At 34.4% G+C, this 26,556-nt stretch carries 26 protein-coding genes; 24 read left to right on the top strand and 2 right to left on the bottom strand.

What is annotated here, in order from left to right:
* Nucleotides 1-2: 2 nt before the first annotated feature.
* Together ACHRV0_RS06220 and ACHRV0_RS06215 are read right to left on the bottom strand one after the other, a co-directional pair.
* Nucleotides 3-1,346, bottom strand: a complete 1,344-nt coding sequence (locus ACHRV0_RS06220) for a cytochrome ubiquinol oxidase subunit I (protein ID WP_395440227.1) — start codon at nucleotides 1,344-1,346, stop codon at nucleotides 3-5.
* A 388-nt stretch (nucleotides 1,347-1,734) separates the two neighbouring features.
* Nucleotides 1,735-2,325, bottom strand: coding sequence for an HD family hydrolase (locus ACHRV0_RS06215; RefSeq protein WP_395440226.1), 591 nt, complete (start codon nucleotides 2,323-2,325; stop codon nucleotides 1,735-1,737).
* A 228-nt stretch (nucleotides 2,326-2,553) separates the two neighbouring features.
* Between ACHRV0_RS06215 and ACHRV0_RS06210 the strand changes: the two genes are divergently transcribed.
* The 24 genes from ACHRV0_RS06210 to ACHRV0_RS06095 all read left to right on the top strand — a co-directional run bounded on the left by ACHRV0_RS06210 (nucleotide 2,554) and on the right by ACHRV0_RS06095 (nucleotide 26,364).
* Nucleotides 2,554-3,969 (top strand): rhodanese-like domain-containing protein, encoded by a 1,416-nt coding sequence (locus ACHRV0_RS06210; RefSeq protein WP_395440225.1) that lies wholly within the window; start codon nucleotides 2,554-2,556, stop codon nucleotides 3,967-3,969.
* Between the two features lie 108 nt (nucleotides 3,970-4,077).
* Complete coding sequence (locus ACHRV0_RS06205) at nucleotides 4,078-4,641, top strand: YeeE/YedE family protein (RefSeq protein WP_395440224.1); 564 nt, start codon at nucleotides 4,078-4,080, stop codon at nucleotides 4,639-4,641.
* A gap of 10 nt (nucleotides 4,642-4,651) precedes the next feature.
* Entirely contained in the window at nucleotides 4,652-5,131 is a 480-nt protein-coding gene (locus ACHRV0_RS06200) for a DUF6691 family protein (RefSeq protein WP_129024289.1), read from the top strand.
* A gap of 200 nt (nucleotides 5,132-5,331) precedes the next feature.
* Nucleotides 5,332-6,909, top strand: coding sequence for an FAD-dependent oxidoreductase (locus ACHRV0_RS06195; protein WP_395440223.1), 1,578 nt, complete (start codon nucleotides 5,332-5,334; stop codon nucleotides 6,907-6,909).
* 29 nt (nucleotides 6,910-6,938) lie between these two features.
* Nucleotides 6,939-8,435, top strand: coding sequence for a glycerol kinase GlpK (glpK, locus tag ACHRV0_RS06190; protein WP_395440222.1), 1,497 nt, complete (start codon nucleotides 6,939-6,941; stop codon nucleotides 8,433-8,435).
* Nucleotides 8,436-8,452: 17 nt separating this feature from the next.
* Nucleotides 8,453-9,184 (top strand): MIP/aquaporin family protein, encoded by a 732-nt coding sequence (locus tag ACHRV0_RS06185; protein ID WP_395440221.1) that lies wholly within the window; start codon nucleotides 8,453-8,455, stop codon nucleotides 9,182-9,184.
* Between the two features lie 631 nt (nucleotides 9,185-9,815).
* Nucleotides 9,816-10,277 (top strand): MarR family winged helix-turn-helix transcriptional regulator, encoded by a 462-nt coding sequence (locus ACHRV0_RS06180; protein WP_129024294.1) that lies wholly within the window; start codon nucleotides 9,816-9,818, stop codon nucleotides 10,275-10,277.
* 4 nt (nucleotides 10,278-10,281) lie between these two features.
* Entirely contained in the window at nucleotides 10,282-10,914 is a 633-nt protein-coding gene (locus tag ACHRV0_RS06175; RefSeq protein WP_129024285.1) for an NAD(P)H-dependent oxidoreductase, read from the top strand.
* A 34-nt stretch (nucleotides 10,915-10,948) separates the two neighbouring features.
* Complete coding sequence (locus ACHRV0_RS06170) at nucleotides 10,949-11,515, top strand: YceI family protein (RefSeq protein ID WP_395440220.1); 567 nt, start codon at nucleotides 10,949-10,951, stop codon at nucleotides 11,513-11,515.
* Nucleotides 11,516-11,715: 200 nt separating this feature from the next.
* Nucleotides 11,716-12,996, top strand: coding sequence for a hypothetical protein (locus tag ACHRV0_RS06165; RefSeq protein ID WP_395440219.1), 1,281 nt, complete (start codon nucleotides 11,716-11,718; stop codon nucleotides 12,994-12,996).
* Nucleotides 12,997-13,296: 300 nt separating this feature from the next.
* Nucleotides 13,297-14,697: an anthranilate synthase component I family protein gene (locus ACHRV0_RS06160; protein ID WP_395440218.1), complete on the top strand. Its 1,401-nt coding sequence runs from the start codon at nucleotides 13,297-13,299 to the stop codon at nucleotides 14,695-14,697.
* Between the two features lie 144 nt (nucleotides 14,698-14,841).
* Nucleotides 14,842-15,288, top strand: coding sequence for a hypothetical protein (locus ACHRV0_RS06155; RefSeq protein ID WP_129024282.1), 447 nt, complete (start codon nucleotides 14,842-14,844; stop codon nucleotides 15,286-15,288).
* Between the two features lie 90 nt (nucleotides 15,289-15,378).
* Entirely contained in the window at nucleotides 15,379-15,945 is a 567-nt protein-coding gene (locus ACHRV0_RS06150; RefSeq protein WP_129024281.1) for an aminodeoxychorismate/anthranilate synthase component II, read from the top strand.
* A 152-nt stretch (nucleotides 15,946-16,097) separates the two neighbouring features.
* Nucleotides 16,098-17,090: an anthranilate phosphoribosyltransferase gene (gene trpD / locus ACHRV0_RS06145; protein WP_129024280.1), complete on the top strand. Its 993-nt coding sequence runs from the start codon at nucleotides 16,098-16,100 to the stop codon at nucleotides 17,088-17,090.
* 74 nt (nucleotides 17,091-17,164) lie between these two features.
* On the top strand, nucleotides 17,165-17,944 hold the full coding sequence (gene trpC, locus ACHRV0_RS06140; RefSeq protein WP_395440217.1) for an indole-3-glycerol phosphate synthase TrpC: 780 nt from the start codon (nucleotides 17,165-17,167) through the stop codon (nucleotides 17,942-17,944).
* A 77-nt stretch (nucleotides 17,945-18,021) separates the two neighbouring features.
* Nucleotides 18,022-18,654 carry a phosphoribosylanthranilate isomerase gene (locus ACHRV0_RS06135; RefSeq protein ID WP_129024278.1) on the top strand — a complete coding sequence of 211 codons (633 nt, stop codon included), beginning with the start codon at nucleotides 18,022-18,024 and terminating at the stop codon, nucleotides 18,652-18,654.
* 12 nt (nucleotides 18,655-18,666) lie between these two features.
* Nucleotides 18,667-19,848 carry a tryptophan synthase subunit beta gene (gene trpB / locus ACHRV0_RS06130; protein ID WP_395440216.1) on the top strand — a complete coding sequence of 394 codons (1,182 nt, stop codon included), beginning with the start codon at nucleotides 18,667-18,669 and terminating at the stop codon, nucleotides 19,846-19,848.
* A gap of 83 nt (nucleotides 19,849-19,931) precedes the next feature.
* Entirely contained in the window at nucleotides 19,932-20,249 is a 318-nt protein-coding gene (locus tag ACHRV0_RS06125; protein WP_089052994.1) for a gamma-glutamylcyclotransferase family protein, read from the top strand.
* 18 nt (nucleotides 20,250-20,267) lie between these two features.
* Nucleotides 20,268-20,423 (top strand): nitrilase-related carbon-nitrogen hydrolase, encoded by a 156-nt coding sequence (locus ACHRV0_RS06120; protein ID WP_395440215.1) that lies wholly within the window; start codon nucleotides 20,268-20,270, stop codon nucleotides 20,421-20,423.
* Nucleotides 20,424-20,699: 276 nt separating this feature from the next.
* Nucleotides 20,700-21,461: a tryptophan synthase subunit alpha gene (gene trpA, locus ACHRV0_RS06115; RefSeq protein WP_395440214.1), complete on the top strand. Its 762-nt coding sequence runs from the start codon at nucleotides 20,700-20,702 to the stop codon at nucleotides 21,459-21,461.
* Nucleotides 21,462-21,740: 279 nt separating this feature from the next.
* On the top strand, nucleotides 21,741-22,370 hold the full coding sequence (locus ACHRV0_RS06110) for a TetR/AcrR family transcriptional regulator (RefSeq protein WP_089052992.1): 630 nt from the start codon (nucleotides 21,741-21,743) through the stop codon (nucleotides 22,368-22,370).
* The gene (locus ACHRV0_RS06105; RefSeq protein ID WP_129024273.1) at nucleotides 22,360-23,679 is read left to right on the top strand and encodes a TolC family protein; all 1,320 of its coding nucleotides are present in this window, start codon (nucleotides 22,360-22,362) and stop codon (nucleotides 23,677-23,679) included. The genes ACHRV0_RS06110 and ACHRV0_RS06105 overlap by 11 nt, the downstream gene beginning before the upstream one ends.
* Nucleotides 23,680-23,691: 12 nt before the next feature.
* Nucleotides 23,692-24,771 carry an HlyD family secretion protein gene (locus ACHRV0_RS06100; protein WP_089052990.1) on the top strand — a complete coding sequence of 360 codons (1,080 nt, stop codon included), beginning with the start codon at nucleotides 23,692-23,694 and terminating at the stop codon, nucleotides 24,769-24,771.
* A gap of 3 nt (nucleotides 24,772-24,774) precedes the next feature.
* On the top strand, nucleotides 24,775-26,364 hold the full coding sequence (locus tag ACHRV0_RS06095; RefSeq protein WP_129024272.1) for an MDR family MFS transporter: 1,590 nt from the start codon (nucleotides 24,775-24,777) through the stop codon (nucleotides 26,362-26,364).
* Nucleotides 26,365-26,556: the final 192 nt, after the last annotated feature.

Genomic DNA, 26,556 nt, shown 5'->3' with positions numbered 1-26,556 from the left:
ACTTATATATTTTCAGTTATGCCATCTTGATGAGGGCCTTTATTGATAATTTTTCCAATCAAAAGCAAAAACAACATGCCAAGTAAAAGGTATAAACCAATAAAACCAAGCAGTGTGAACAAGGTATTACCTGATGAAACCGTTGGCGACGCACCAGCTGCAGTTCGCATTAAATTGTAAACAAGCCAAGGCTGTCTTCCTAATTCAGCCGTATACCAACCCGTTGTATTGGCAATATACGGAAATGGCATCATGAACATTAACGACCATAAAATCCATTTGGTTTCAAACAATTTCCCTCTGATTAATTGAAAAAGTGAAATCATCATTAAGCCGATAAATACTGTTCCAAGTCCAACCATAATATGATAAGCATAATATAACCCCGAAATATTAGTTGGATGCAGATCTTCTTCAAACTGATCCAGACCTTTTATTTCCTGCTCCCAATTTCCATAAGTCAGGAAACTTAAAATATTAGGAACTGCGATTTTGTTATCCAATTTTTTATCTTTTACATCGGGCTGACCAATTAAAACAATTTCAGAACCTTTTTTCTCGGTATGAAAAATTCCTTCCATTGCAGCAAAAGTTACCGGTTGGTATTTCACAACATTTTTCGCCAGTAAATCTCCCGTTGGCATTGCAACGATTATACTCGAAATCAATCCGAAAATCACTCCCGTTTTCAAGAACAATTTCCCAAAAGAAATATTCTTTTTACTTAAAATATAGAAAGCCCCAATTCCCGCAACAACAAATGAACTTGTTACCATAGAAGCCGCTTGATTATGAAGATATGAAGGCCAAAGCCACGGATTTAAGAACAAAGCTTGAAAATTATTAAGCACAAATTTTCCGTTTTCAAGAATTTCATAACCTACAGGATTCTGCATCCACGAATGTGTTGCGATAATTAAAAATCCGCTCGCCCAAGAACCAATGCAGATTAATAATCCGGTTACAAAATGCCATTTATGCCCAAGAAGTTTTTCGCCAAATAAAAATATACCTAGAAAAGAAGATTCTAGAAAAAATGAAAACATTCCTTCCATGGCAAGTGTCTGACCAATAATTCCTCCTGTTAATTCAGAGAATTTTGCCCAGTTCGTTCCAAACTGAAACTCCATTGGAATTCCTGTTACAACGCCCATTGCAAAATTGAGGGCAAAGATTTTCATCCAAAAATGGGTGGCGTGATTGTATTGTTCGTTTTTAGTTTTTAAATATTTCCATTTGAAGTACACAATGATCAAGGAAAGTCCCATTGTAAGCTGCGGAAAAAGATAATGAAAAGTAATGGTGAAGGCAAATTGCATTCGGTCATAAAAGAGCATTTCTTCCATAAGTGGTAATTTGTTTATGAAGTTCCACAAATTTAACCATTACAACCCGAACAAAGCCTCTTAAAAAAAAGTTTATCTCCCAATATTAGTTAAACTTTTCAACAATTTAAAAGTATGAATTACACTTATGCTTTATGATGAGTGTGTCTCTATTTGTCATTTCGACAAAGGAGAAATCACACTAGAATTTCTACAACGAATAGAAATATACGTTGCGGAATCTCGTGTGTGATTTCTCCCTTCGGTCGAAATGACAATATTGCGTATAAATTTATGTGCTTAAACATAGCTCGTGGTTTCAACCACGTGAACACAATGCATATTCGATAAGTTTCCTGCGGTTAAAACCGCAGGCTATATTTAATTTTGATTGCGTGGTTGTTATTGGTTATTTCTCTAAAATTCCTTTTTCAACACTTTCATTAATCAAACCTTCGGCGTAATTCCATATAGATTGTGAACCATTTTTAATGACGCTTTTCTTTTCGTAAACTTTATCATATTTCACGCCGAACTCTTTCCAAGTTCCGCCGTTATTAGAAGTGTTTTGCAATAAAGGCTCAAGTCTGTCCATAGATCTTGCAAATTTAGCTTCGTTAGTTTGTCCTGCTTCAAACTCTTCCCAAATAGAAATTAATTCTTCAGCTTGACTTTTCGGAAGCAAACCAAAAATGCGATTCGCCGCCAATCGTTCCTCATCAGTATTATCATGACTTTTTACCGTATCATATATAAAAACATCACCAGCATCAATTTCTACAATATCATGTATCAAAACCATTTTTACCACTTTCAAAACATCAATTGGCTCATTTGAATGTTCTGCCAAAACAATCGCCATTAAAGCTAAATGCCAGCTGTGTTCTGCATCATTCTCACATCGATCGCTGTTAAATAGTTTTGTCTTGCGCTGAATGTATTTTACTTTATCAATTTCTTTTATAAAAGCAATTTGATCTAATAAGTCTCCTGTGTTCATATCAATAATTTTCGTCAGTTGTAAAATTACATAGATTTTTTTCCACCATATAAGTTATATCAGTTCATTTTAGCAAAACGCAGATTACGCATGCCTTAAATTTACTTATATCACTTATGTGGTAAAAATTCCTTTTTTTAGACAAAATCAAATTTCTGTAACATTAGTCACCCATTTTAATAAAAAACTAGGTTACCTTTGTCTTCCCTTATTTTTAGAATTCATATCATGAAAATAGAACAAATTTACACCGGATGCCTTGCACAAGGTGCTTATTATATTACTTCAAACGGCGAAGCCGCGATTATTGATCCATTACGAGAAATTCAACCTTATTTAGATCGTCTTGAACGCGATCAGGTAAAATTGAAATACATTTTCGAAACACATTTTCACGCTGATTTTGTTTCTGGACATATTGATTTAAGCAAAGAAACGAAAGCTCCTATTGTTTACGGACCAAACGCTGCCTGCGAATTTGACTGCATTTCTGCAAAAGACGGTCAGGAATTTAAAATTGGAAAAGTAACTATAAAAGTACTGCATACTCCAGGACATACTATGGAAAGCGCTACTTTTTTACTGATTGATGAAAACGGAAAAGATCACGCCATTTTTTCTGGCGACACTTTGTTTATAGGTGATGTTGGCCGTCCTGATTTAGCTCAAAAAGCAGCAGGAATGACTCAAGATCAGCTAGCAGGAATTTTGTATCATTCGCTGAGAGATAAGATCATGACTCTGGCAGATGATGTAATTGTTTATCCTGCGCATGGTGCAGGAAGTGCCTGTGGAAAAAACATGAGCAAAGAAACAGTTTCGACTATTGGAAATCAAAAAGCAACCAATTATGCTTTGCGTGCCAATATGACCGAAGAAGAATTTATTAAAGAAGTTACTGATGGTTTATTGCCTCCTCCTGCATATTTCAGTATGAATGTAGCGATGAACAAAGGTGGTTACGAAAGCTTTGAAACGGTTTTGCATAACGGAATGAAAACAATTAAAGTTGAAGAATTTGAGGCTGTTGCCGAAGAAACTGGAGCTTTGATTTTAGATACTCGCAAAAGCGGTGATTTTGCAAAAGGATTTATTCCGCAATCTATTAATATTGGAATCAATGGTGATTTTGCGCCGTGGGTTGGAACTTTAATTGGCGATGTAAAACAACCTATTATATTGATAACTGAAGTAGGTCTTGAAGAAGAAACGGTTACACGCTTAAGCCGTGTAGGTTTCGATACGATTATCGGACATTTAGAAGGCGGTTTTGAAGCTTGGCAGAAAGCTGGTTTTGAAATTGATACTGTAAACAGAATCTCTGCAGAACAATTTTCAAAAGAATTCGACATTAAAAAAGATAAAGTTATTGATGTTCGAAAGGAAACTGAGTATGAAGCTGAACACATTGAAGATGCTTACAGCAAACCTCTTGCCTACATAAATGACTGGGTAAAAGACATTAACCCAAATGAACATTTTTATCTGCATTGTGCGGGCGGTTACCGCAGTATGATTGCGGCTTCGATTTTACAAGCACGCGGATTTAGAAATTTTTCTGAAATTGACGGCGGTTTTGGAGCCATCTCAAAAACAGAAGTTCCAAAATCAGATTTTGTTTGTCAAAGCAAAGTATTAAAATAAATTTGAGGTACAGAGAGGCAAAGGTTCAAAGGAACAAAGTTATTTCTTTGAATCTGAACCTTTGAACCTCTGCCCCTATGAACCTTTGAACCTTTGAACCTTAAAAATATGTTAGAAATTTTAAAAGAACCTTGGCCTTGGTACGTTTCAGGCCCTTTAATTGGTTTAACAGTTCCTATTTTATTGATAATCGGAAATAAATCTTTCGGGATTAGTTCTTCGCTTCGTCATATTTGTGCGGCTTGTATTCCGGCAAATATTTCATTTTTTAAATACGATTGGAAAAAAGAAAGTTGGAATTTATTCTTCGTTTTCGGAATTTTTCTTGGCGGAGTTATCGCTGCTTCTTTCCTTTCTAATCCAAATCCAGTTCAAATTACTCCTGAACTTTCAGAACAATTAGCGGCTTACGGAATTACAGATCATTCTGGTTTAGTTCCAGCGCAATTATTCTCATGGGAAAGTTTATTAACGCTTCGCGGATTTATAATGATTGTTGTAGGCGGATTTTTAGTTGGTTTTGGAACGCGTTATGCGGGCGGATGTACGAGCGGACACGCGATTATGGGAATTTCAAATTTACAATGGCCTTCATTAGTAGCAACAATCTGTTTTATGATTGGCGGTTTTGTAATGTCACTTTTGATTTTACCTTATATTCTTTCACTTTAAAATTTCAAAAATGAGCAATTTAGAAAATAAAAATACAGACACAGAAGGAATCAACGGAAGTCAAATAAAAGATTCAGGATTCGCAAATCTTAAATATCTTATTGTTGGAATTCTTTTTGGAATTGTATTCGTAAAAGCAGAAATCATCAGCTGGTTTCGTATTCAGGAAATGTTTCATTTACAATCATTCTTCATGTATGGCGTAATTGGAAGCGCTGTTGTTGTTGGTGTTATATCTGTTTTTATCATTAAAAAATTCAATATTAAAACCCTTCAAGGAGAGAAAATCGAAATTCAGCCAAAGACTTTCAGTAAAGGACAAATCTATGGCGGATTATTATTTGGTTTTGGATGGGCAATTACTGGAGCTTGTCCTGGGCCGCTTTTCGCTCAAATTGGTACTGGCGCAACTGTAATTGCAGTAACCTTATTAAGTGCCATTGCAGGAACTTGGTTTTATGGTTTGATTAAGGACAAACTTCCTCATTAAATAAAATTCTTTTCACATATTATAAACCCGACAGATTTCTAAAACCTGTCGGGTTTATTTTTTCCAGAACTAAGGTTCACAGCTTCTTTACAGACAAATTTTCTTATTAAGAGTATTTCTTCATTTTAGTTTCATTAAGTTTTATTAAGTTTACTATATAAGATTTTATCTTACAAAAAACACCAATAAATCGATACTATATGAAACGCTCAGAACAATTGTCGAAATTAAAAAATACTGAACAGTGGGATGTAATTATAATTGGTGGTGGAGCAAGCGGTCTTGGAACTGCTCTTGATGCGGCAAGCAGAGGTTATAAAACAATCTTACTTGAAGCGGTCGATTTTGCAAAAGGAACTTCAAGCAGAAGTACTAAATTAGTTCACGGCGGAGTTCGCTATTTAGAACAGGGAAATATACACTTGGTTATAGAAGCCCTAAAAGAAAGAGGTTTACTAGCTAAAAATGCTGGACACTTAGTTAAAAATCAATCTTTTGTAATCCCCAATTACAATTGGTGGGGAGGACTTTTTTATACTACAGGACTGACTATTTATGATTTGTTGGCTGGACGTTTAAGCTTAGGCCGATCAAAATATATTTCGAAGAAAAAAACAATCGAAATGCTTCCAACCGTAGAAGAAAAAGGTTTGGTAAATGGCGTTATTTACCATGACGGACAATTTGATGATTCTCGTTTGGCTATAAACATTGCTCAAACTGCAGTAGAAAAAGGAGCTTGTCTTTTAAATTATGCTAAAGTTGTAAACTTATTAAAAGATGATAAAAACCAAATTATCGGTGTCGAAGCAATAGATCATGAAACGGGTGATCATTACAAAATAAAAGGTGCTGCAATTATTAATGCAACCGGCGTTTTTACAAATGCCATTATGAAACTGAACGATACGGTTTACAAAAAATATATTGTTCCAAGTCAGGGAATTCATCTTGTATTTGACAAATCATTTTTGCCAAGCGATCACGCTTTGATGATTCCTAAAACAAGCGACGGACGAGTTTTGTTTGCGGTACCCTGGCACAACAGAATTGTAGTGGGTACAACTGACACCTTAATTAGAAAACACAGTTTGGAACCTATTGCTCTTGAAAGCGAAATTGAATTTGTATTGGAAAATGCGCAGCGTTTTCTAGCTAAAAAACCAACAAGAGCCGACGTTTTATCTGTTTTTGCAGGTTTACGTCCTTTAGCTGCTCCAGAAGAGGAAGGAAAAAGCACCAAAGAAGTTTCTAGAAGTCATAAAATTATAGTTTCAGAAACCGGCTTAATAACCATTACCGGCGGCAAATGGACAACATACAGAAAAATCGCTGAAGACATTATAGATAAAGCAATCAAAAAAGGCAAATTACCTAATAAGCCTTGCGTTACACAACATCTTTCTATTCATGGAAATAAACCTACTACAACTTTAGACAGAATGAATCATTTGTACATCTACGGTTCAGATGTTGCTGAAATACTAGAATTACAAAAAAACGAACCCGAATTAAAAGAAAAACTTCATCCGGATCATGAATTTACAATGGCAGAAGTTGTTTGGGCAATTCGATATGAAATGGCAAGAACCGTTGATGATATTTTAGCAAGACGTGTACGTTTATTGTTTTTAGATGCCAGAGCAGCAATTGAGTCTTCAGAAAAAGTGGCAAGAGTACTGGCAAAAGAACTTGGACATGATGAAGCTTGGATACACAAAGAGATTTCAAACTTTAAAGGAATTTCGAGAGGTTTTCTTTTAAAAGAATTTCAATAGACTATTACTAACTTAAGAATATATAAACCATGCAGGACAAATTAATTTTAGCACTGGATCAGGGAACAACTTCTTCAAGAGCCATTGTTTTCAATCATAAGGGAGAAACGGTTAGTATTTCCCAAAAGCCCTTTGAGCAAATTTTCCCGAAACCAGGATGGGTAGAACATGATCCGAATGAAATCTGGTCTTCACAAGTTAGTGTAGCTGCCGAGGTAATTGCTAAAGTTGGAATTTCGGGCAGAGAAATAGCCGCAATTGGCATTACTAATCAAAGAGAAACTACGATCGTTTGGGATCGCGAAACAAGCGAACCTATTTACAACGCAATTGTCTGGCAAGATCGCAGAACAGCAAAATATTGTGACGAACTGAAAGCACAGGGACATACTGAAATGATTCAGCAAAAAACCGGACTTATTCTGGATGCTTATTTTTCTGGAACCAAAGTAAAATGGATTTTAGATAATGTTGCTGGAGCACGCGAAAAAGCAGAACAGGGAAAACTTTGCTTTGGAACTGTAGATACTTGGCTGATATGGAAATTAACCCGAAGTAAATTATTTATGACGGATGTTTCTAATGCCAGCAGAACTTTATTATTTAACATTAACACCTTAGATTGGGATGACGAATTATTAGCATTGTTTGATATTCCGAGAGCTATGCTGCCAGAAGTAAAACAGAGCAGTGAAATTTATGGTGAAACCAGCACTACCCTATTTTCAACAAAAATTCCTATCAGCGGAGTTGCGGGAGATCAGCAGGCAGCACTTTTTGGTCAGTTATGTACCAATTCAGGAATGGTAAAAAACACCTATGGAACGGGATGTTTTATGTTAATGAATACGGGTGAAAAACCTGTTTTTTCGACCCATAACTTACTAACTACAATTGCTTGGAAAATTAACGGTAAAACTACTTATGCTCTAGAAGGCAGTGTATTTGTAGGAGGTGCCGCCGTACAATGGCTGCGAGATGGTGCAAAAATGATTCGCAGATCTGATGAAATCGAAAGTTTAGCCAGCAGCGTACCAGATAATGGAGGCGTTTATTTTGTTCCCGCCTTAACTGGATTGGGAGCTCCGTATTGGGATCAATACGCAAGAGGTGCAATAGTAGGAATAACCAGAGGCACCACAAATGCACATATTGCAAGAGCAACTCTAGAAGGAATCGCTTATCAGGTAAATGATTTACTTAAAGCTATGGAGGCTGATTTTGGGTATAAAGGAATAGAATTAAGAGTTGACGGAGGTGCAGCCGCCAACAACTTATTAATGCAATTTCAATCTGATATATTTGGATCTAACGTTACCAGACCAACAATACTGGAAACAACAGCTTTAGGAGCTGCTTATTTAGCAGGACTTGCCGTAGGTTATTGGTCAAGCTTAGATGATTTACAAGAACAATGGTCTATAGATAAAGTGTTTTCTCCTAAAATGGATAAATCAGAAGTAAATAAGCTTGTGAAAAATTGGGATAAAGCTGTTGGACGCGCATCAAACTGGATTGAAGAATAAAACTAAAAAACAAAAATATGACTCCTTTTACAGCAGAAATTTTAGGCACAATGTTAATGATTTTATTAGGTAACGGCGTTGTTGCAAACGTTGTACTTAAAGATACTAAAGGAAATAATTCAGGCTGGATTGTTATCACTACCGCTTGGGCATTTGCTGTTTTTGTGGGTGTAACTGTTGCGGGACCAATTAGCGGAGCACACTTAAATCCTATCGTTACGCTCGGTTTGGCTCTTATTGGCAAATTTGATTGGAATTTAGTTCCTTCTTATGTTCTGGCACAAATGATTGGCGCAATGTCAGGAGCCTTTTTAGTCTGGTTATCTCATAAAGATCATTTTGCAATAACAGAAGATGAAGGAACAAAACTCGCCTGTTTCTCTACATCACCAGCGATCAAAAATAATGTATCCAACTTAATCAGTGAGATAATTGCCACTTTCGTTTTAATTTTTACAATCTTTTATATTGCGGGACCAAGTTTAAAAATTGCAGCCGATTCTAATGCCGCAATTGGCTTAGGAACGATTGGAGCACTTCCGGTAGCAATATTAGTGTGGGTAATTGGTTTGTCTCTTGGAGGAACCACAGGTTATGCCATAAACCCGGCCAGAGATTTAGGCCCAAGAATTGTACACGCGCTTTTACCTATAAAAGGAAGCAGTAATTGGGAATACGCCTGGATTCCAATTGTAGGACCAATAATTGGATCTGGTTTAGCGGCCGCTTTATATTTGGTACTTAATTAATTACTCTATTTTAGTTTTAATTCTTTTACGTTTTGATATTCAAACCCGACAGGTTTTTTGAAACCTGTCGGGTTTACTATTAGAATGGCTTTAGCCAAAAATATCTGATTTGGCTAAAGCCTTATTACTGCGCATACTAATTACCTCCAGCTGAATCAGAAGGCTATTCATAAATATAGTACGCAAAAATCAACGTTTTTACCGAAAAAAATCTAAATCAAGTTGTCTAAAAAACTTAATTTAATGCGATTACGCTCGCGTGAGGGATAGGAATAAACTGCCGAAGCAGTATGGATAGCCCGACAGCATCCTGATAAGAGGGCGTATATGCGCAAAGTAAGTTTGCCCTCTTACCGGGATGGTGGCACGCCCTGATGATAAAATTTTACATTATGTTAAAGCCAATTACTTTAAGCATCAGAAACATAAAAACATCATTACCAACATCTTAAAAACTTCAATAACGATAATTCAGAACTTAAAAAAATAAATATTATTTTTGCACTAATTCTATAGGGTATATCAAGTTATTTACTCGTTTTAATTCAATTAACAAAAATTTAACATGACACTTGTATATACAACTATTAAAAGTCATACATTTGTATATACAAATTATACACTTACAACTATGACAATCGAAGAGGTAATTAAGAGTACAGTTAAGATGGATAATGCGAAAAAAGTTATTCTGAATATCATGTACACACAGAATGTGATTCAGGATCATTTCAACGAGTTGATAAAACAGTATGATTTATCCGGAGAGCAATATAATGTACTGCGCATATTAAGAGGACAAAAAGGAAATCCTGCCAATATGTGTGTTATACAGGAACGCATGCTGGCAAAAACAAGTAACACAACACGATTAGTAGACAAATTATTACTAAAAGAATTTGTTACTCGAAATGTTTGTCCTGATAATCGACGAAAAATTGAAGTTTTGATCACGCAGAAAGGATTAGATGTTTTAAAAGAATTAGATCCGAAAGTAGATGAACATGAACGTGCATTTGCGAAGAATATAAGTCCTGAAGAATTAGAATTATTAAATCAATTATTAGAAAAATACAGAACCCAACAAAATTAATATTATGAGCACATTATTAGACAATTTGAACTGGAGATATGCAACAAAAAAGTTTGATGCTACTAAAAAAATATCTGCAGCAGATTTAAATACATTAAAAGAAGCTGTTAGATTAGCTGCTTCTTCATACGGATTACAACCTTTTAAAGTTGTTCTTGTAGAAAACCCAGAAATTAGAGAAAAATTAAAAGCTGCAGCTTGGGGACAAACTCAAATCACAGATGCTTCTAATCTATTTGTTTTTGCAAATGACTTAAATGCAGGACCAGAATCTGTAGCTGCTTACATTAAAAACATCAGCGAAACAAGAGGTCTTCCAACTGAAGCTTTAGGCGGATTTGCAGATATGATGAATGGAGTTATCTCAAACTTATCGCAAGAGGCTAAAAATATCTGGACTTCAAAACAAACGTATATCGCTTTAGGAACTTTATTGGCTGCTGCTGCTGAATTAAAAATCGACGCTACACCAATGGAAGGTTTCAACCCAGCACAATTCAATGAAATTTTAGGTTTCGACGAACTAGGCTTAAATGCTGCTGTTATCGCAACTGTAGGTTACAGACATGAGGAGGACGAAGCTCAACATTACAAAAAAGTTAGAAAATCTCAAGAGGAGTTATTTATCACTATATAATTATTAATATTAATCCAAAATCAATTTTAACAACATGAAAAATTTAAAAATAATTGCAATAGCATTATTCGTAGCAGCGGCTAGTATTTCAGTAAATGCTCAAACTAAAAAAATCGATGTAAAAGCATCTACTATCAAATGGGTAGGTAAAAAAGTAACTGGAGAGCACTCTGGAACAGTAAACTTTAAAGAAGGAGCTGTAGTTTTCAAAGGAAAAAAATTAACTGGAGGAAGTTTTACAGTTGATATGACTTCATTAACTGCAACTGACTTAACTGGAGAATACCAAGGAAAATTAAACGGTCACTTGAAAGCTGACGATTTCTTTGGAACTGATAAATTCCCTACTGCAAAATTAGTTTTCAAAACTATCGGAGCTAAAGCAACTGACGTTTATACTGTAACTGCTGATTTAACTATCAAAGGAATCACTAAACCTGTAACTTTTGATATCACTGTAAAAGGAAACACTGCAACAACTGCATTTAAAGTTGACAGAACTAAATACGATATCAAATACAAGTCTGGTAACTTCTTCCAAAACTTAGGAGACAACACTATCAATGACGATTTCGAATTAACTGTAGCTTTAAAATTCTAATTTAAGACTTACTAATTCATATATAAGAAAAACCCTAACAGATTGATTCTGTTAGGGTTTTTTCTTTTAAACTTTTCAAAAACATAACGTTCTTAATACTGCAATAACGCTTTCATAATAACTACAGCCATTTTGATTAACATTCGGCTTCTACTTTTGAGCATCTTAAAAATCAAAAACTAGAAATCAAAATCGTAGTTATGAAAACAAAAATACATATTGTACTTTTTACACTTCTAAATGCTTTTCTTCTTCAAGCGCAACAGCAGCCAAAAGGGATTTTTGGCAGCACAAACTGGATGAACAATTGGACTAACTTTAAACCTGCAAATACTGAATATAATGAAGCTACCAATATTATTGCAGGAAATATTGACAAAGACACCAAATTAGTCAAACGAAATACTTATCAATTAGTTGGCGTTGTTTATGTTACAAACAATGCCACTTTAACAATCGAACCTGGAACTGTTATTCGAGGAGATGATAAAACCTGCGGTACACTTGTAGTAACAAATGGAGCCAAAATTATGGCCGAAGGTCTTGAAACGGATCCTATCGTTTTTACATCAAACAAAGAAATCTCGGAAAGACGTCCAGGTGACTGGGGTGGAATTATCATTCTAGGCAAAGCACCTATAAATGCACTTGGCGGTGTTCACATTCTTCCTTTCAATTTAGAACCTATGTTAAATCACTATGGAGGTTCTGATGCTGAGGATAATTCTGGAATTTTAAAATATGTGCGAATTGAATATTCTGGTCGTAAATTAAGTGCTTTAAAAGAGTTAAACGGACTTTCACTGGCTGGTGTTGGACGAAAAACCACTTTAAGCAATATACAAATCAGCTATTCAAATGATGATTCTTTTGAATGTTACGGAGGTGATTTGAACCTAAACAATCTTATTTCTTATCGAACTACTGATGATGATTTTGATTTTACACAAGGTGCACAAATCAATATTAATAACAGTATTGCAATTCGTCATCCGTTTTCATCAGACATCTCAGGATCAAGATGCTTTGAAGTTGACTCATACGATAAAATTGAAAATACGGACATGACAAAAAAGATGACTAAGATAAACGCAAACAATGTTACCCTAGTTAATCTCGAGGAAAACAATCAAGGTTTAGTGAGAGAATCTATTTATGTGAGAGAGAACACCTTTTTCAATTTAAACAACAGTATTGTTTCAGGCTTCTCTCCTTTTGTTTTATTAGAAGGAAATATTGGAAACGGCGAAGTAAATTTGTCTAAACTAACTTTTAAAAACTTAATTATAAACAATTGCACAGGTGGTATTACAAGTGAATCTTCTGCCAGTAATTCGATAATTCAGAACTATTATAACACTGCCCAATCAAACATAGAATACACAAAATCTAAAAATACAGAGCTTTTTATGCTTCCAAATATTAAAAGTAATCCAGATTTTAGAGTAAATGTAAACAACACGCTGGCTATTGGAAATTAAGGTCTTAAGCTAGATTTGAATTTTAAAATTTAACAAATTTCTAAATTTAGAAAAGATTTTTTTGAATTTTTATGTATTCTATTCCAATTTACATTTATATCTTTGTGACATCAAAATAAGAAAATGAAAACAATAATGAACAATACTTGGTGGTGGAAGAATTTACGTCAAACGTCGTGAACGAAGCTTCCTATGGTACTGTAAAACTATAAATATAAAAGGCTTGTCATCACGACAAGCCTTTTTTTTTGATAAAAACTTAAGCAAAAAACGAAATTAAAAACTATAAAACAACATACTTTGAAACCTTTTATACTCAATACACATTATAAACAAATTCTGGCTGACACGATTACGCCGGTTAGTATTTATTTTAAAATAAGAGACAAATTCCCAAACAGTTTATTACTAGAAAGTAGTGATTATCATGGAAATGACAACAGTTTCTCTTACATCTGCTGCAATCCAATTGCAACAATTAAAATTGAAAATGAAATCATTTCAAAAACTTTTCCTGACGGAACAACAGAACAAATTTCTATTGATGCGACAACTAATATTCCAGAAGTAATTCAGGAATTTTCAAGTCAATTTAAATCAGAAAAAAATGATTTCAAATTTATCAATAACGGTCTTTTTGGATACATTTCTTATGATGCTGTTCGTTATTTTGAAAAAGTTTCAATTGCAAAAAAAGACGATGCAACTGTAATTCCAGATGTATTTTATGCTGTATATCAAAACATAATTGCGATCAATCACTTTAAAAATGAAGCTTATATATTCTGCCATAGTGTTGATAGAAGAAATAACATTTCAGAAATTGAACAATTACTTCAGTCCAGAAATATTGCTTCTTATAAATTCACTAAAGAAGGCGAAGGTTTCTCAAACTTAACTGATGAAGAGTTTAAACATAATGTCGCTTTAGCTAAAAAACATTGTTTCCGCGGTGACGTTTTTCAATTGGTTTTATCGCGTCGTTTCACACAAGGTTTTAAAGGCGATGAATTCAATGTTTATAGAGCTTTAAGAAGTATTAATCCATCTCCTTATTTATTCTTTTTTGATTATGGAGATTTCAAAATATTTGGTTCTTCACCAGAAGCACAAATTATCGTAAAAAACAGAAAAGCCGAAATTCACCCAATTGCAGGAACTTTTAAAAGAACTGGAAATGACGAACGTGATGCGCTTTTAGCCAAAGAACTTTCTGAAGATAAAAAAGAAAACAGCGAACACGTAATGTTAGTTGACTTGGCAAGAAACGATTTAAGCCGCAACGGTCATGATGTAAATGTAGAGAAGTACAGAGAAGTTCAGTTTTTCTCGCACGTAATTCACTTAGTTTCAAAAGTAACAGGACATTTACACGACAAAGCAACTACAATGCAGGTTGTTGCAGATACTTTTCCAGCAGGAACTTTAAGCGGAGCACCAAAACACAGAGCGATGCAATTAATCGAAGATTACGAAAAAACCAACCGTAATTTTTATGGAGGCGCAATTGGCTTCATGGATTTTGAAGGCAATTTTAATCATGCTATTATGATTAGAACTTTCCTTAGCAAAAACCATCAATTACATTGTCAGGCAGGCGCTGGAATTGTAGCAAGTTCTGACGAAGAAAGTGAAATGCAGGAAGTTTACAACAAATTAAGAGCATTGAACACCGCCTTAGAAATGGCTGAGAAAATATAGCCCACAATACGTTTCCCGAGGTTGAAATCTCGGGCTATATTTGAAAAACGATCATAAAAAAGCTAAGTAAATATAGCCAGCGGTTTCAACCGCTGGAGACAAAGATTGACAAAACCATAAACTATAAACCATAAACAAAAAACTATGAAAAAATTAATTCCATTTGCTGTTGCAGTTTTATTATTTACATCTTGTGAAACGAAAAAAGAATCAAATTTGATTCCGATATCAGGAACCTGGCGTCTTATATCAGCTGAAACGACTGAAAAAGACTCTACGTTTTCTACTTTCAATTCAAAAACAAAAATGATTAAAATTATAAATGACACCCATTTTGCTTTTTTCAATCATGATTTAAATAATGGAAAAGACAGTACCGCACTATTTTTTGGCGGCGGCGGAAAGTACACATTAAAAGACAGTACTTACACTGAGAATTTGGAATTTTTTAATAATAGAGAATGGGAAAACAACAAATTTGAATTTACAGTAAAAATCAAAAATGATACACTGATTCAAAAAGGAATCGAAAAAGTAGAAAAATTAGGCGTTGATCGAATTATAGTCGAAAAATACGTTCGAGAAAAATAAGAAAATTTAGTTTCAAGTTTTCTTTGTTTCAAGTTTCAAGATACTGAAACTTAGAACCTCAGAACCTTAGCAACTTAGAACCTCAAAAAAATGAAAAAAATATTAGTTATAGACAATTACGATAGTTTCACTTATAATTTAGTGCACTATTTGGAAGATTTAAACTGCGAAGTAACCGTTTACAGAAATGATGAATTCGAAATTGACGAAATCGCATCTTTTGATAAAATTTTACTTTCTCCGGGACCTGGAATTCCAGATGAAGCTGGTCTATTAAAAGCAGTAATTGAAAAATACGCACCAACAAAAAGCATTCTTGGTGTTTGTTTAGGACAACAGGCAATTGGAGAAGTTTTTGGCGGAACACTTTCAAACCTAGACAAAGTATATCATGGTGTTGCTACAAATGTAAAAACAGTAGTTTCAGATGAAATTTTATTTGAAGGCTTAGGAAATGAGTTTGAAGTTGGAAGATACCATTCGTGGGTGGTTGACAGCAATCTGCCAGAAGTTCTTGAAGCTACTTCTGTTGACGAAAACGGACAAATTATGTCTTTACGTCACAAAAAATTTGATGTAAGAGGCGTTCAGTTTCACCCAGAAAGTGTACTGACACCAAAAGGTAAAAGGATTTTAGAGAATTGGATTAGAAGTTAGTCAAAAGTTTTAAAGTCGAAAGTCATAAAGTCAAATATTAAAAACTTAGTCTTTCCTATTAAAACTAAAAAACATTAATCAATTTTAAAAATAAACGTCAAAAATAAGAAGACTTTAAGACTTTCGACTTTATGACTTTAAGACTAAATTAAATGAAAACTATATTAAACAAATTAATCAATCACGAAGTGCTTACTAAAGAAGAAGCAAAAAACGTATTGATTAATATTTCAAGCGGTCAATACAATCCAAGTCAGATTTCGGCATTTTTGACCGTATTTATGATGCGAAGCATAACAATCGATGAACTTTCGGGTTTTCGTGAAGCTTTATTAGACTTGTGTATTCGCGTTGATTTATCAGCTTACAACACCATCGATTTATGCGGAACGGGCGGTGACGGAAAAGACACTTTTAATATTTCCACTTTAGCTTCATTTGTTTCGGCAGGAGCTGGAATTAAAGTTGCCAAACATGGAAATTATGGTGTTTCATCCATTTCAGGGTCAAGCAACGTAATGGAAAAAATGGGAATTAAATTTAGCAACGATCCTTCCTTTTTAGAAAAATGTATCGATAAAGCAGGTATTTGCGTTTTGCATGCTCCCCTATTTCACCCAGCGATGAAAAATGTGGGGCCAATCCGTAAAGAATTGGCAGTAAAAACATTCTTTAATATGTTGGGGCCAATGGTAAACCCATCATTTCCGCAAAACCAATTGGTTGGTGTTTTCAATCTAGAATTAGCGAGAATGTATGCTTATTTATATCAAAATACCAATGTAAATTTCACCATTTTGCATTCGCTTGACGGCTACGATGAGATTTCTTTAACTGGTCCGACAAAAATTATAACAAGTCATATGGAAGGAATGTTGAATCCACAAGATTTTAACGTTCGTCTTTTATCACAAACCGAAATTGAAGGCGGAAAAACCATCGAAGAATCAGCAGAAATATTCACCAATATTATTTCAGGAAAAGGAAACGAAGCTCAAAATAATGTGGTTTGTGCCAATGCAGCAATGGCAATTTCGACTGTTACAAAATGTTCTCCTAAAGAAGGATTTGAATTAGCAAAAGAAAGTTTATTGTCTGGAAAAGGATTGACAGCATTAAAGACTTTACAAGAATTAAGCAAATAAGAAACAAACACAAATTTCACAAATTAGCACTAATAAAATTTGCGCCTTTGTGACTTCGTGGCAAAACAACAACAATGAATATTTTAGATAAAATCATACTAGACAAAAAACGAGAAGTTATACTGAAGAAATCAATTATTCCGGTTTCTCAATTGGAAGCTTCAGTATTTTTTGGAAAACAGACAATTTCTCTTAGCCAAAAATTAAAAGAAAGCAATTCTGGAATTATTGCAGAACACAAACGTCGCTCTCCATCAAAATCAATTATAAATCAAAGTTTTACTGTAGAAGAAGTCGTTAAAGGGTACGAAAATGCTGGAGCTTGTGGAATTTCTGTTTTAACAGACGGGAAATATTTTGGAGGTTCACTTGACGATTTACTTTTAGCAAGAGCGAGTGTCAATATTCCGCTTTTGCGAAAAGAGTTTATTGTCGATGAATACCAAATTTTAGAAGCAAAAGCTCACGGAGCCGATTTAATTTTATTAATCGCGGCAGTTTTAACAAGAGAAGAAATAAAATCGCTGTCTGAATTTGCAAAAAAACTAGGATTAGAAGTTTTACTAGAAGTTCATAATCAGGAAGAATTAGAAAAATCAATCATGCCTACTTTAGATATGATTGGTGTAAACAATAGAAATCTAAAAACATTTGAAGTAAGCTTAGATTTCAGCAAACAACTGGCATCACAAATTCCAAATGATTTTGTAAAAGTTTCTGAAAGCGGCATTTCGTCAATCGAAGCCATTCAAGAACTAAAACCTTTCGGTTACAAAGGATTCTTAATTGGAGAAAACTTCATGAAAACTGACAACGCTGGAAAAGCGGCAACTGAATTTATTAAACAGCTGTAGGCTTTAAGCTATAAGCCTTCTTAACATTACTAATTTAGCCTAAAGCCTACAGCTTAAAGCTTAAAGCATTTAAAAAAATGAAACTCAAAATATGCGGTATGAAATACCCCGAAAACATTCTAGAAGTTGGAGCGCTCCTGCCCGATTATATGGGATTTATTTTCTGGGAAAAGTCCGCACGATATTTTAACGGAACCATTCCTGAACTAATAAAAACAGTCAAAAAAGTGGGTGTTTTTGTTAATCAAAGTCAGGAAGAAATTCTAGAAAAAGTAACAACATACAATTTACAAGCCGTTCAGTTACACGGAAATGAATCGGTTGATTTTTTATCAGAACTAAAAAAACAACTGCCAAATAAAATCGAAATCATAAAAGTATTTTCGGCCGATGAAAACTTCGATTTTGAAGTTATAAAACCTTTTGAAGCTGTCGCTGACTATTTTCTGTTTGACACAAAAGGCAAGCTGCCGGGCGGAAACGGAACAACATTCGACTGGACTATATTAAAAAAATACAATTCGGACAAGCCATTCTTTTTAAGCGGCGGAATCGGAATTAACGAATTAAAAGCCATTGAAGAAATTTCAAAAACAAATTTACCTATTTATGCTGTCGATGTAAATAGTAAATTTGAAATTGAACCGGGGCTTAAAAACAAAAATCTATTTAGCAATTTCAAACGAAAATTTGATGTTGCCAACTTTTAAAATTGGAATAAAATGAATTTTAACGTTAACGAAAAAGGATATTACGGAGAATTTGGCGGAGCTTATATTCCAGAAATGCTATATCCAAATGTAGAAGAATTACGCCAAAACTACTTAAAAATTACCAGTGAACCAGACTTTAAAGCTGAGTTTGATAAACTTTTAAAAGATTATGTTGGCCGTCCAAGTCCGCTTTATTTTGCGAATCGTTTATCTGAAAAATACAACACAAAAATTTACTTAAAAAGAGAGGACTTAAATCATACCGGTGCTCACAAAGTAAATAATACCATCGGACAGATATTAGTTGCAAGACGTTTAGGCAAAAAACGAATTATTGCCGAAACGGGAGCTGGTCAGCATGGAGTTGCAACAGCAACAGTTTGTGCTTTAATGGGAATGGAATGCATTGTTTATATGGGCGAAATAGATATTGCTCGTCAAGCGCCAAACGTAGCTCGTATGAAAATGTTAGGCGCAGAAGTTCGTCCAGCACTTTCGGGTTCAAGAACTTTAAAAGATGCCACAAACGAAGCTATTCGTGATTGGATTAATAATCCTGTTGATACACATTACATTATTGGTTCGGCAATTGGACCTCATCCGTATCCAGATATGGTAACGCGTTTTCAAAGTGTAATTTCTGAGGAAATAAAATGGCAGTTAAAAGAAAAAGAAGGACGTGAGAATCCTGATTATGTAGTGGCTTGTATTGGTGGAGGAAGTAATGCGGCAGGAACATACTATCACTTTTTGCATGAACCAGAAGTAGGCATTATTGCTGTTGAAGCTGCTGGAAAGGGTGTTGACAGTGGTCACAGTGCTGCCACAAGTAAGTTAGGAAAAGTTGGTGTTATTCATGGTTGCAAAACATTGTTAATGCAAACTCCAGACGGACAAATTACAGAACCATATTCTATTTCTGCAGGATTAGATTATCCAGGAGTTGGTCCTATGCACGCACACTTGGCGCAAACTGGACGTGGAGAATTTTTCTCTGTTACTGATGACGATGCTATGAACGCTGGTTTACAGTTAACAAAATTAGAAGGAATTATTCCTGCCATTGAAAGTGCGCATGCCTTTGCCGTTTTAGACCAAAAGAAATTCAAACCTACAGATATTGTAGTAATCAGTCTTTCAGGCCGCGGTGATAAAGATTTAGATAATTATATTGATTATTTTAAATTGTAATAAAAATCGTAATTTGGAGCGTTTTCCGCAGCAACGGATTAAAAGATATTTAACGCAGACAAACAACGAGAAAAATAATAATTATGGAACAGTTATTCTCTTACGGAACATTACGTTCAAAAGAAATTCAGATGCGAGTTTTTAGAAAACTATTAACTGGCACTCCTGATCAGCTTAATGGCTACAAATTAAAAAGCCTGAAAATTGAAGAAGAATTTGGAATGGCAGATTATGTTGTTGCAATAGCAAGTGAAAGCCTTTCAGATGTTATTCATGGTGTTGTTTTTAATGTTACTCTTGCAGATTTAGCTAAAGTAGATTTATTTGAATCGAATGCGTACAAAAGAGTTAAAGTAACATTGAACTCTGGAATTTCTGCTTGGGTTTATACAGAAAACTAACAGTTGTAAAAATAGAAAATGATTCTAGCTGCTCCGCAAACAAAACCAACACGAGGATATATTGAAACTAATTTACTGGATCATTATAACCTAATTGAATTGGCAGTTCAAAATGGAGCGCGATTAATCACTTTTCCCGAAATGTCGATTACAGGTTATGAAAGAGAAAAATAACAATGATAACTGGACAAGTAAGATTGTAAAAATTTAAATCATATGCCACAAATTACACAAATTTGAAAAGATTTTTTGCACGCTGATTTAGCAGATTAAAGCAGATTTTATTGGTAACATTAAAAAAAATCTGTCCTAATCTGCTTAAATCAATTTAAATCTGCGTGAAGTAATTTACAACAGTAATCAGTAAAAATCCTTTAATCTGTGGCAGAACAAAACTTAACATACTTACAAGGTTCTGAAAACCTTGCATAAGAAATAAAAGATATTAAAATGAACAGAATAACTCAAAAATTACAAGAAGATAAAAAGATCCTTTCGATCTATTTTTCTGCTGGATATCCAAGTTTAAATGATACCGTGCAGATTATTCAAGATTTAGAAAAAAACGGTGTTGACTTAATCGAAATTGGACTTCCGTTTAGCGATCCTTTAGCAGACGGACCAACGATTCAGGCAAGTTCGACACAAGCACTGCATAACGGAATGACGACTCAAATTCTTTTCGATCAGATGCAAAACATCCGCGAAAGCGTAAAAATCCCGTTGATTATTATGGGATATTTTAATCCGATGTTACAATACGGCGTTGAAGCTTTTTGCAAAAAATGTGCTGAAATTGGCATTGACGGATTAATCATTCCTGATTTACCTGTTGATGTTTATGCTGATGAATACAAAGCAATTTTCGAAAAATACGGATTGCTTAACGTATTCTTGATTACACCACAAACTTCGGAAGAACGCATTCGCTTTATCGACAGCGTTTCAAACGGATTTATTTACATGGTAAGTTCTGCAAGCGTTACAGGTTCTCAATCTGGTTTTGGAAATGTTCAGGAAAGTTATTTTGAAAGAATTGCAAACATGAATTTAAAAAACCCGCAAATCGTAGGTTTTGGAATTTCGAATAAAGAAACTTTCAATCAAGCAACCAAATATGCAAAAGGAGCTATTATTGGAAGTGCTTTTATCAAGCATTTAAGCGAAAAAGGCAGTGGGAAAATTGCAGAATTTGTTGGAGAGATTCGATAAATTGTATACAATAAACATATAGTTTGTCATTCTGAGGAACGAAGAATCTCCGTTGCAGAATCGACAAAGATTAAAACTTTTGATTGCGGAGCTACTTGCGAAGATTTCTCCTTCGTCGAAATGACAAAACAGAACTATAGAGCTGAAACACTTGGTGTTTCAGCTTTTTTTTGTACTAAATCGAAAATCTATTTTACGTTAATATTATGTTAAAACAAAATTAAACAAGTGTTTAATTTAAACAAGTGTTTAATTTTGCATTCGATTAGAAACAACATCATGTCACACATCGAACTAAACGATAAAAAAATTCAGATTCTAAACGTTGCCGAAAGGTTGTTTTCTGAAAAAGGATTTGAAGGGACGTCAATACGGGATATTTCGAAAGAAGCAAAAATCAACATTGCAATGATTTCGTATTATTTTGGGTCCAAAGAAAGATTACTAGAATCTTTAATTATTTACAAAACTTCTGATTTAAAATTACAACTCGAAAATTTATTACAAGAAAATCTGGAACCGATTGAAAAAGTCAATAAATTAATCGAAATTTACATTAACAGAATCAGTTGTAACAAAGGGATTTTCAGAGTTTTACATTTTGAAATTAACGCAAAAAAAAGAGAAAAAAGTTTTATTGCATTTACAGAATTAAAAAAAGGGAATCTAAAATCTGTTGAGAGTATTATTACTCAAGGTCAGGAAAAAGGGGTTTTTAGGAAAGATGTAATCATTCCGCTTATTACGCCAACGATCATAGGAACGTATTTTCACTTTCATATGAATAAACCTTTCTTCGTAGAGTTACTAAACTTAAACACCGAAGCATTGTACAATGATTACATTAAAACCAGTCTCACAAAGCACATTCAACAAACTATAAAAGCGCTACTTGTTTATGAAAATTAGTCAATTAATGCTCTTTGGAGTATTCTTTATCGGAATATCTTCAATAGAAGCACAAGAAAAAACAAGTTTAACCTTAGACGAAGCCGTAAAAATGGCTTGGGAAAAAAGCAACGAAGTTACGCTTGCCAATACTAAGGTAAACACAAAAAAACACGAGCTTACAGCCGTAAAAAACAATCAATATCCTGATTTAAAAGTTTCTGGTCAATATCAGCGTCTTACAAAAGCATCTATTGATATGCCTAATCAGGATAAAAGTGCTTCTTTAGCATCTCCTGATCGTGCAATGCTTGGAATGGCGAACTTGAGTTTACCTATTTTTGCAGGATTCAAAATTCAAAGCAGTATTGATGCTTACGATAACTTATACGAAGCGGAAACTGCCAATGCAGCAAAAACTAAAGAAGATGTTGCATTAAGAGTAATCACTTATTACACGGCATTATACAAAGCTCAAAAAACACTTGATGTTTTAAATGAGAATCAAAAAAGTGCGAAACAGCGTGTTACTGATTTTATTGAATTGGAGAAAAACGGAATTATTCCGAGAAACGATTTGTTGAAAGCACAGTTATTAGTTTCAAAAACACAATTATCTATTGATGAAGCTACAAACAACTTAAACAACATCAATTTTTATCTGACCACTTTATTGAAATTAGCTCCAGAAACAAAACTTCAGGTTAATGAGGATGATTTCTTTAATTTAAAAACAAACAATGCACCAACATCTGATGCAATTGCTTTGGAGAGTAGAAAAGATCTTGAGGCTGTTCGTTTGCAGCAAAAAGCTTCTGAAGCAAGTATTAGAGTAGCAAAAGCGGGATATTATCCTTCTATTTCTTTACTTGGAGGTTACACTGCTTTTGATCTTAAAGATATTATAACGGTAAAATACGCTATGAACTTTGGATTAGGTTTATCGTATGATTTATCAGGAATCTTAAAAAACAGCGCACACGTTAAGGAAGCTGAAAGCAGAGCTCTAGAAGTAAAAAATACTGAGGCAATTATGACTGATCGTATTAAGGTAGAAGTTCAAAAATCTATTGAAGATTATGATTTAGCGATCAATCAAAGTGTGGTTTATAATGAGGCATTACAGCAGGCTGCGGAAAACTACAGACTTGTAAAGGATAAGTTCGACAATGGTTTAGCAGATACCAATGATTTGGTTGAAGCTGATGTTGAGCAATTAAGTGCCAAAATTAACACCGCTGTTTCTAAAGCAGCAATTATTCAAAAATATTACGAATTACTTTCAGTATCAGGACAATTATCACAATCATTCAATCTTTCTAAAATATAATCGACAGCTCTCATGGAAAAGAAAAAGACAAATAAAAAATTCATCATCATACTAACCGTATTGGTTTTAGTGGGCGGAACGTATGGAATATCAAAATATATTCACTCACAAGCTCACGAAGAAACAGATGATGCTCAAATCGAGAAAAAAATGAACCCGATTATTCCGAGAGTTTCAGGATATATCAGCAAAGTTTATGTGAAAGATAATGATTATGTAAAAAAAGGAGATACTTTATTTACTATCGATAAGAGAGACTATCAATTAAAAATTGATGAAGCAAACGCTGCTTTGTTAGGAGCTGAAGGACAATACGAAGCTGCAAAAGCAGATATAGGAAGTGCATATGCAAGTATTTCTGTTTCTGATGCCAACATGAAATCGGCTAGCGGTTCTATCGAAAGCGCAAAAATTAGATTGAGACAACTTACAAACGATTATAACCGTTATAATAATTTGTATAAAACACATACTATTACAAAACAACAATATGAGCAAGCTTTGACTGCAAAGGAAGAAGCAGAAAATCAAGTACGTGTTTTACAACAACAACAAAGAGCAAGTTCTTACCAAAAATCGGTAATTGAATCTAAATCTAAAGCTTCTGATAAACAAACAGAAGTTGCTGCTGCAAACATTAAAAAAGCAAAAACAATGCTTGATGTTGCTCACTTGAACCTTTCTTATACAGTAGTTACTGCTGCAATTGATGGTCAGGTTTCAAAAGTTGATATTCAGCCGGGGCAATTGGTACAACCGGGACAATCTTTGTTTTACATTATCAATAATAACGAAGCTTGGGTTGTAGCAAACTTTAAAGAAACACAATTAAACAAAATGATTGTGGGTCAAAAAGTGAGTTTAAAAGTTGATGCTTACCCTAACTATGAATTTAAAGGTACAGTAACTTCTTTCTCTCCAGCAACAGGATCTCGTTTTTCATTATTACCTCCTGATAATGCTACAGGAAACTTCGTAAAAACAATTCAGAGATTACCAGTAAAAATTAGTTTAGATGAATCAAACGATCCTGAAAAAGTAAAACTTTTAAGACCAGGAATGAATGTTGACGTAGACGTACATTTAAAATAAAACATGGCAGGAGCAGTACAAGCAGACGACGATTTAGTAGAATACGGTTATAGACGTGTTATCATTACGATTACGGCAGTACTTTGTGCACTGTTGGAAATTGTTGACACGACGATTGTAAACGTAGCGCTGACAGACATGCGCGGAAGTCTTGGTGCTACCTTGACTGATGTGGCGTGGGTAATTACAGCATACGCAATTGCGAATGTTATTGTAATACCGATGACAAGCTGGCTATCACAGCAATTTGGAAGACGTAATTATTTTGTGGCTTCTATCATTATATTTACGGTCTGTTCTTTTTTGTGTGGTAATGCCACCAATATTTGGGAACTTGTAGCTTTCCGATTCGTACAAGGTATGGGCGGAGGAGCACTACTAGTAACAGCTCAAACGATTATTACCGAAAGTTATCCAGTTGCAAAACGTGGAATGGCACAAGCTATTTATGGAATGGGTGTAATTGTTGGACCTACTCTTGGACCGCCTTTGGGAGGTTATTTGGTAGATAATTATTCTTGGCCTTATATTTTCTATATCAATATTCCGTTAGGGATTATCGCTACTATTTTGGCTATAACTTTTGTGAGAAGTCCGAAGTATGGCGAAAAATTGAAAGCCAATCAGGTTGACTGGTGGGGAATTATTTTGTTGAGTGCCTTTATTGGTTCTTTACAATTCGTACTAGAACACGGACAGCAAGATGACTGGTTTAATGATCCACTTATTGTAACTTTAAGTGTTGTTACAGTTCTTGGATTAATATTATTTATTTGGAGAGAGCTAACCTATAAATATCCAATCGTAAACTTAAGTGTTTTAAAAGATGGGAATTTAAGAATTGGAACTGTAATGTGTTTTATTCTTGGTTTTGGTTTGTACGGATCAACTTTAATTATTCCTATTTATACGCAGTCGATTTTAGGATGGACAGCTACTGATGCAGGATTATTATTAATTCCAGGATCTATTACCACAGCTCTTATGATGCCATTTGTAGGTAATATGATTCAGAAAGGTGTTCCTCAAGGGTATATGGTGGGAGTAGGATTCTTTATTTTCTTCTTGTTTACCTTTATGATGTACAGCCGTATGACTCCAGACACTGGTGTTGAACATATGTACTGGCCTTTAATTTTAAGAGGAATTGGTTTAGGATTACTTTTCGTTCCTATTACCACACTTTCGCTTTCGACTTTAAAAGGAAAACATATTGGTGAAGGAGCTGCATTTACTGGGATGATGCGTCAATTGGGTGGATCTTTTGGTATTGCGATTATTACCACTTTTATCACACGTTTTAGTCAGACACACAGAGTAGATCTAATTAACAATTTAGATCCTGCAAAATATGATGTGCAGCAACGTATTGCAGGAATGCAGCACGCTTTTATGGCAAAAGGATACAGCGCAGATGTTGCTTTAAAGAAAGCGTATCAAGCTATAGAATATTCAGTAATGAAGCAAAGTACCGTAATGGCGTACATGGATATTTTCTTGTATCTTGGAGTCATGTTTTTATGTTGTATACCGATTATTCTCTTTATCAAAAAAGGGAAGAACAAAATTAGTGCAGCCGACGCAATGCATTAATAATAATAATTTTATAATACGCAGAAACGCCGAATTCATCATTTAGAATTCGGCGTTTATTTTTTTCTTTCATTTATCTTATAATCTGCAGGGATTGAAATCCCTGCCTACAATATGTTCCGAGCCTTCGGTTCTCTAGTAGAAGACCTTAGTCCCTATAGCTATTGAGATAGCTTCTTAGCTACTGAGAAC

The organism is Flavobacterium sp. FlaQc-30 (assembly GCF_044005885.1).
GTDB lineage: Bacteria > Bacteroidota > Bacteroidia > Flavobacteriales > Flavobacteriaceae > Flavobacterium.
The sequence above is the reverse complement of the archived record's forward strand: the minus strand, read 5'-3'. Positions and strand labels throughout refer to the sequence as shown.

Coding starts and splice junctions, on each gene's coding strand:
- ACHRV0_RS06220 (WP_395440227.1), bottom strand. CDS start 1,346: ATGGAAGAAATGCTCTTTTATGACCGAATGCAATTTGCCTTCACCATT.
- ACHRV0_RS06215 (WP_395440226.1), bottom strand. CDS start 2,325: ATGAACACAGGAGACTTATTAGATCAAATTGCTTTTATAAAAGAAATT.
- ACHRV0_RS06210 (WP_395440225.1), top strand. CDS start 2,554: ATGAAAATAGAACAAATTTACACCGGATGCCTTGCACAAGGTGCTTAT.
- ACHRV0_RS06205 (WP_395440224.1), top strand. CDS start 4,078: ATGTTAGAAATTTTAAAAGAACCTTGGCCTTGGTACGTTTCAGGCCCT.
- ACHRV0_RS06200 (WP_129024289.1), top strand. CDS start 4,652: ATGAGCAATTTAGAAAATAAAAATACAGACACAGAAGGAATCAACGGA.
- ACHRV0_RS06195 (WP_395440223.1), top strand. CDS start 5,332: ATGAAACGCTCAGAACAATTGTCGAAATTAAAAAATACTGAACAGTGG.
- glpK (WP_395440222.1), top strand. CDS start 6,939: ATGCAGGACAAATTAATTTTAGCACTGGATCAGGGAACAACTTCTTCA.
- ACHRV0_RS06185 (WP_395440221.1), top strand. CDS start 8,453: ATGACTCCTTTTACAGCAGAAATTTTAGGCACAATGTTAATGATTTTA.
- ACHRV0_RS06180 (WP_129024294.1), top strand. CDS start 9,816: ATGACAATCGAAGAGGTAATTAAGAGTACAGTTAAGATGGATAATGCG.
- ACHRV0_RS06175 (WP_129024285.1), top strand. CDS start 10,282: ATGAGCACATTATTAGACAATTTGAACTGGAGATATGCAACAAAAAAG.
- ACHRV0_RS06170 (WP_395440220.1), top strand. CDS start 10,949: ATGAAAAATTTAAAAATAATTGCAATAGCATTATTCGTAGCAGCGGCT.
- ACHRV0_RS06165 (WP_395440219.1), top strand. CDS start 11,716: ATGAAAACAAAAATACATATTGTACTTTTTACACTTCTAAATGCTTTT.
- ACHRV0_RS06155 (WP_129024282.1), top strand. CDS start 14,842: ATGAAAAAATTAATTCCATTTGCTGTTGCAGTTTTATTATTTACATCT.
- ACHRV0_RS06150 (WP_129024281.1), top strand. CDS start 15,379: ATGAAAAAAATATTAGTTATAGACAATTACGATAGTTTCACTTATAAT.
- trpD (WP_129024280.1), top strand. CDS start 16,098: ATGAAAACTATATTAAACAAATTAATCAATCACGAAGTGCTTACTAAA.
- trpC (WP_395440217.1), top strand. CDS start 17,165: ATGAATATTTTAGATAAAATCATACTAGACAAAAAACGAGAAGTTATA.
- ACHRV0_RS06135 (WP_129024278.1), top strand. CDS start 18,022: ATGAAACTCAAAATATGCGGTATGAAATACCCCGAAAACATTCTAGAA.
- trpB (WP_395440216.1), top strand. CDS start 18,667: ATGAATTTTAACGTTAACGAAAAAGGATATTACGGAGAATTTGGCGGA.
- ACHRV0_RS06125 (WP_089052994.1), top strand. CDS start 19,932: ATGGAACAGTTATTCTCTTACGGAACATTACGTTCAAAAGAAATTCAG.
- ACHRV0_RS06120 (WP_395440215.1), top strand. CDS start 20,268: ATGATTCTAGCTGCTCCGCAAACAAAACCAACACGAGGATATATTGAA.
- trpA (WP_395440214.1), top strand. CDS start 20,700: ATGAACAGAATAACTCAAAAATTACAAGAAGATAAAAAGATCCTTTCG.
- ACHRV0_RS06110 (WP_089052992.1), top strand. CDS start 21,741: ATGTCACACATCGAACTAAACGATAAAAAAATTCAGATTCTAAACGTT.
- ACHRV0_RS06105 (WP_129024273.1), top strand. CDS start 22,360: ATGAAAATTAGTCAATTAATGCTCTTTGGAGTATTCTTTATCGGAATA.
- ACHRV0_RS06100 (WP_089052990.1), top strand. CDS start 23,692: ATGGAAAAGAAAAAGACAAATAAAAAATTCATCATCATACTAACCGTA.
- ACHRV0_RS06095 (WP_129024272.1), top strand. CDS start 24,775: ATGGCAGGAGCAGTACAAGCAGACGACGATTTAGTAGAATACGGTTAT.